This is a genomic window from Paraburkholderia elongata (assembly GCF_013177735.1).
Lineage (GTDB): Bacteria > Pseudomonadota > Gammaproteobacteria > Burkholderiales > Burkholderiaceae > Paraburkholderia > Paraburkholderia elongata.
The window spans coordinates 1-5,142 of the sequence record NZ_WOEZ01000076.1 but is presented as its reverse complement, the minus strand read 5'-3'; the positions used below and the strand labels follow the sequence as shown (position 1 = coordinate 5,142).

Here is a 5,142-nt window from a genome sequence, read left to right as displayed (position 1 = left end):
GGCGCGGCATCCGGTCAGCGACCGTCGACTGAAGCACTTCGCGAGGCGGGCACAACGCGCGGTCGCACGAGTCACCATTGATGCAATAGTTGCTCGAGCTGAAAGTCGTGCTGGCTCAATTCCTGTGCTCAACCCTCGTTTGGTGCCAGTAGTCGCGCGAATCGCAGCAAACCGTCGTTACCAACCAAGAGGTTAGCCGTTGTCGCAGACCACGCATGAATGGGTTGTTTGCCATTCGGAAGGCGGGCACCGTGCGGTGTTTCCCTTTCGAACGGTCGACTCGATTGACCATAGCGACAATGCTCTAACCAATTGAAGGTATTTTTTGGGGAGATTGAAAATGGATGTGCCTGTTACCGAGGAGCAAATTCGTACGCTCGCGTTCTATCTTTGGGAGAAGGAAGGAAGTCCCGACGGGCGCTCCCAGGAATATTGGGAAAAGGCACGGCAGCAGCTAGGCGCAGATGGCTCGCTGGCAGAATTGGGTTGAGATACTAGCTCGGCGTGACTGGACCGGCTCGTTGGCCGGCGTCCGCACCCATCAAAAAAAGAAGCACGCACGGGGCCGGCCAAGGCTGATGCACCCGCAGAGGAGACAATGCGGGCCCATTCACTATCCGACTCAATAGAAGCCTTCTTACAACCGAAGCGTTTTTTAGACATATAAAGCCATAAGTTGGATGGGACTCTTTTTGCATGAGGCCTCCGCATCAGTAGAGGTCTTTCGCAGGCACGCATCAGAAGGAGAATGAAGCGCCACACCTCAAGGACGCCATCTCACAGAAAGCCGGAGCTACGACGCGGTTGACGCCAGCTGCACATCGCGAAGGGCCAGGGGGCAAATTCGCGACCGGCAACGGCTTCGCCAAAGAAGCGCGGATTGCGAGCATCTGCGTTGCGGCCGAGGTCATCACGAACGCGATGGCAGCCAGCGTGGGCACCACCTTTCGCGCCGACGTCCATTCCTGGCGTTATGACGTCCGGAACGACTACGCCCGGTCGCTTTCTGCGGTGCGATGTTAACGAAACGCGGATGCCTGCAATGCGGGTGTGGACTTGCATGGTATCGGTAACTATCAATGCGGGCTTCGACGACTGCAACAGCAATGGCGTTCTTCGGAGCAGGATTTTTCGTTGTGTGCAAAAATCGGCGCGCGCGGCTTACCGCCCATAACAACGACAGTTGGCCGCATCTATATAGGTGACGAGGAGTAGACAATTGATTCAGCGTATCTCCGCTTTTTTCACTCAGGTGGTGCATCGGGTGTTGCCCGACCCCCTGATTTTTGCCATTTTGCTCACCGGCGCCACCTTCGCGCTCGCGTTTGGTTTGACGCCGAACGCTCCTGCCGACCTCGTGATGCTATGGGGCTCCGGATTCTGGAACCTGCTCGCATTTTCGATGCAGATGGCGATGATTCTTGTAACGGGACATGCGCTGGCTAGCTCGGCACCCGTCAAGCGAGTGCTTGTCGCTCTAGCGAGCTCCGCCCGGACGCCCGGTCAAGGGGTTATGTTGGTGGCGTTTGTCGGCGCCGTTGCCTGCGCCATCAATTGGGGATTCGGTCTCGTTCTGGGGGCGATGCTTGCTCGAGAGGTTGCGCGACGCGTCAAGGGAACCGACTATCGGCTGCTCGTGGCGAGTGCTTACATGGGTTTCCTGACGTGGCATGGTGGCCTATCTGGCTCTGTGCCGCTCGTCGCCGCCACCAAGGGCAATCCGATGGAGAAGACAGTCGGTCTGATTCCGGTTTCGCACACCATCTTTACGGACTACAACGCGTTTATCACCATCGGCCTCATTATTCTTTTGCCAATCCTGGCAAGGCTCATGATGCCGAAACCCGAAGACGTGGTCACGGTAGACCCGGCTCTATTGCAGGACCCGCCGAGTGTCGAGCGCAAGCTTTCTCCCGATGCGACGTTCGCTGAGCGAATGGAAGAAAGCCGTGTACTGGCCGTCCTCGTGGCAGCACTCTGCGCCGTCTTCCTGGTAATCCGGTTCATCAACAAAGGGTTCGTACTTGATATCGACACCGTCAACCTGGTGTTCCTCGCAGCGGGCATTGTTCTTCACAAGACGCCCATGGCGTATGCGCGCGCGGTAGCTGCGGCAGCGAAGGGTGCGTCCGGCATCATGATTCAGTTTCCCTTTTATGCCGGTATCCAGGCGCTGATGGACCATTCGGGCCTGGCGGGCGTAATCACGAAGTGGTTTGTCGATATCGCCAACGTCCACACATTCCCGCTGCTCGCCTTCCTCAGCTCGGCACTTATCAACTTTGCCGTGCCATCCGGTGGTGGTCATTGGGTCGTGCAGGGCCCATTTGTTATGCCGGCCGCGCAAGCGCTTGGCGCGGACCTTGGCAAATCTGCGATGGCGATTGCTTACGGTGAGGCCTGGACAAATATGGCGCAACCGTTCTGGGCCCTTCCGGCGCTTGCCATTGCAGGGTTAGGCGTTCGTGACATCATGGGCTACTGCGTCACGGCGCTTCTGTTCTCGGGCGTTATTTTTGTGGCCGGGATGTACCTGTTCTAATGAAAGGTGGTCCGTCTCGAAGTGAGGAGGACCGCCTGGCGAGGTTCGTCAGGAAGCCTCGTGGATGCCTTGCGAACAGCCGAAAAGCGAGTCGCGCACGGCTTCGACCTCGGACAGTCCCTGCGCTCCGTTTCGCTTTGCCAACCGCTGCAAAATAATGCCATGGTTCAAGCCAACCCGTAAGGGACCCGGCGAACTGCAGAAATAGGCGACGTCGGTGTCGGCGCTCGCAGTCCGATATTCCGGCACACGCGGAAGAGGTGCATCTAAATTTTAGATGCCGCGTCGGCTAAGCCATTCGCTAGATATGTCTTTAACATCTTCTTCAAATCAAAAGTTTCTTCGACATATAAAGCCATAAGTTGCATGGGACTTTTTTGCGCAAACAGAGTCCCGCGTGAGCGCAGGTTTGAATCGCAGAACGGTCTCACCTGCGAACGCGATGGACTGAGATTGAGGCGAGCGAGAGTTTCAGCCTGAGACAAATTTCACCCACGTGGAAATGCCCGACCATGCGCACATGGTGCGCTGGACGTCAAGGGGCAGTCTGTCCATGGGTTGCGGTCTGATTTCGTCCGAGCCGCTTTGCCTGATACAGCGCGGAGTCCGCCTCGGCCACCAGTTTTCGGACGCTCACGCCCGTGCCGCTCGCCGCAGCGGCCAGCCACACGCTAACGGTCACTATTCCGCAACTGCTCGTGGCATGCGGAATGGCCAATGCTTCGACTGAAGTACGAACGCGCTCGGCGATGGCCTGAGCTTCGGATTGGCCGCTGGCGGCGAGGATGATGCCAAACTGCTCTCCACCGTATCGTGCTGTCACCCAGGTGCCCGGCACGGCCAACGCGATGGCGCTCGCTACCCTTCGCAGACAGTCATCACCGGCCGGGTGACCGTAGCAGTCGTTGTAGACCTTGAAGTTGTCGATATCCACCAGCAGAAGGACGACTGTTGCCCACTGTGAAGACGGACTGTGTGACGATAGGCGGCGTTCAAGTTCGATATCAAAATGCCGACGGTTGTATAGCCCGGAGAGTCCGTCAATATAGGCAAGGCGTTCCAGTTCGAGGGTCGAGCGCACACGCACCCAACGGCTTTCGAATCACCGCCCTGCGGCGACTGACTTGCCCGACGCATCTTTTATCCTCATGCGCCATTGCGAGCGGATTTCGGTCACAACCGGGTCCGGCAAGACTCGCTTCGCGTCGACCGTTTCGCTGGTCTCCAATGTACGCGGTCATGTGATTGACCATCTCGGTAGCCGATGCCTGGTTCGTTTGTACCACGAGGTCGGTTACATCACCCGGCGATGCGAGCATCCTATAAATTTCAGCGACTTCTTGAACACCAGTAATGGACGTTAAGGCTAAAAAGCGAATAAGCCCAGACTGCTCCGATACTCGAAGGTCGCTACGCGGATGCGAGTTAGCGCTTATCCCGTTCGTCATGGGGAAGAGAAAATTCAGCGCTGCGGTGGCTGACTTCCGTTCGGCGGAATCCTCTGGTAGACACGCTTGCCAGCGTGTCCCTCGTTCTTCTTTCGACCCTCCCATGAACATCGACCAGTCCGTCGACGCCAATTCGTTTTCTATTGACCAATAAGAGCCAGTGAAATGTTCGGGATTCTGCAGATTGCTTCGCGGATTTCAGGAAACCTTTGGAACAGCGCTTCAGCGACGACGATGTCGGCGGCGTTCACATCTCGTGTCGTGCTGGCCAGGCTGAGGGCCAATCGATTGGTCAGCCTGACGATGTCGCGTGGGGTGCGCGTGACGATGGGACAGAGGCCTTTTCCGGATAAGTCGGCGACTAAATTGTTCGGCTCGCTCGGGACCGCCCCGCGTTGCCTTGATTCCCGGCGCGGTGCGACCTATTTTTATGATGTGTCCCCCGACACGTTAAGGAGTCTAAAATGCCATCCCCCAGAAAGTCCACGCCGAGTCCCGAAGCCGACATGTCGAGCCGGAAAAAAGAGGTAGCCGGGCCCAAAAAGGCCGCTGAGAAGGCGCAAAGTCATAAGGCCACGCAAGTGGCGAAGCGCACCAAAAGCAGGCAAAAGGCTGAGTGACCCAGACGCCCGTCTACGCAACTGGGACACATAGCTTTCGCCGCCATACTCGCTGGGGCTTGCCGTACCGAGGTGCGGTAGAGCGGGTCAGCGACCAACGGCGGCCGGCACCAATTTCGTCGTGTGGAGGCAATTTTTTTGCAAGTTGCAAGCGAGAAATATAGGGTTTATGCTTATCTCGTCTCCTCCATGTCTCCTCCTGATATGGATTCAACCCGCCGCTTGGCGGGTTTCTTTTTGGTGCGCCGAGCATGCGCAACGACTTGGGGGTGCACCCGCAGTTCAACGCGGCGACTCGGGCGTATGAATGCCTGGCGCAATCATCGTTCGACGAAGCAACTGAGCGGGCGTGAAATTGGCTGCCGGTGAAGCAATGAACGGGCTACTCAGGTACGCGCACGCGTTTTTAATGACAAATCGAAATCCACGCCCTATGGGCGTGGTCATCGCCTAACTGGCTATGCCTGTTAGAGCACCTGCCCATGCAGGTACCTTTCTGTGTGTTGTCCCCACAACGCATAAAAAGGAAAAC

The 5,142-nt window shown here is 57.2% G+C and carries 3 protein-coding genes; 2 read left to right on the top strand and 1 reads right to left on the bottom strand.

Annotated elements, in window-relative coordinates; translation table 11 throughout:
* Positions 1-340: 340 nt before the first annotated feature.
* Entirely contained in the window at positions 341-490 is a 150-nt protein-coding gene (locus GNZ13_RS15585; RefSeq protein WP_172165831.1) for a DUF2934 domain-containing protein, read from the top strand.
* Between the two features lie 729 nt (positions 491-1,219).
* Entirely contained in the window at positions 1,220-2,542 is a 1,323-nt protein-coding gene (locus GNZ13_RS15580; RefSeq protein ID WP_172165828.1) for a TIGR00366 family protein, read from the top strand.
* Positions 2,543-3,077: 535 nt separating this feature from the next.
* Here the strand turns inward: GNZ13_RS15580 and GNZ13_RS15575 are convergent.
* Complete coding sequence (locus GNZ13_RS15575) at positions 3,078-3,623, bottom strand: diguanylate cyclase (protein WP_172165826.1); 546 nt, start codon at positions 3,621-3,623, stop codon at positions 3,078-3,080.
* Positions 3,624-5,142 lie beyond the last annotated feature (1,519 nt).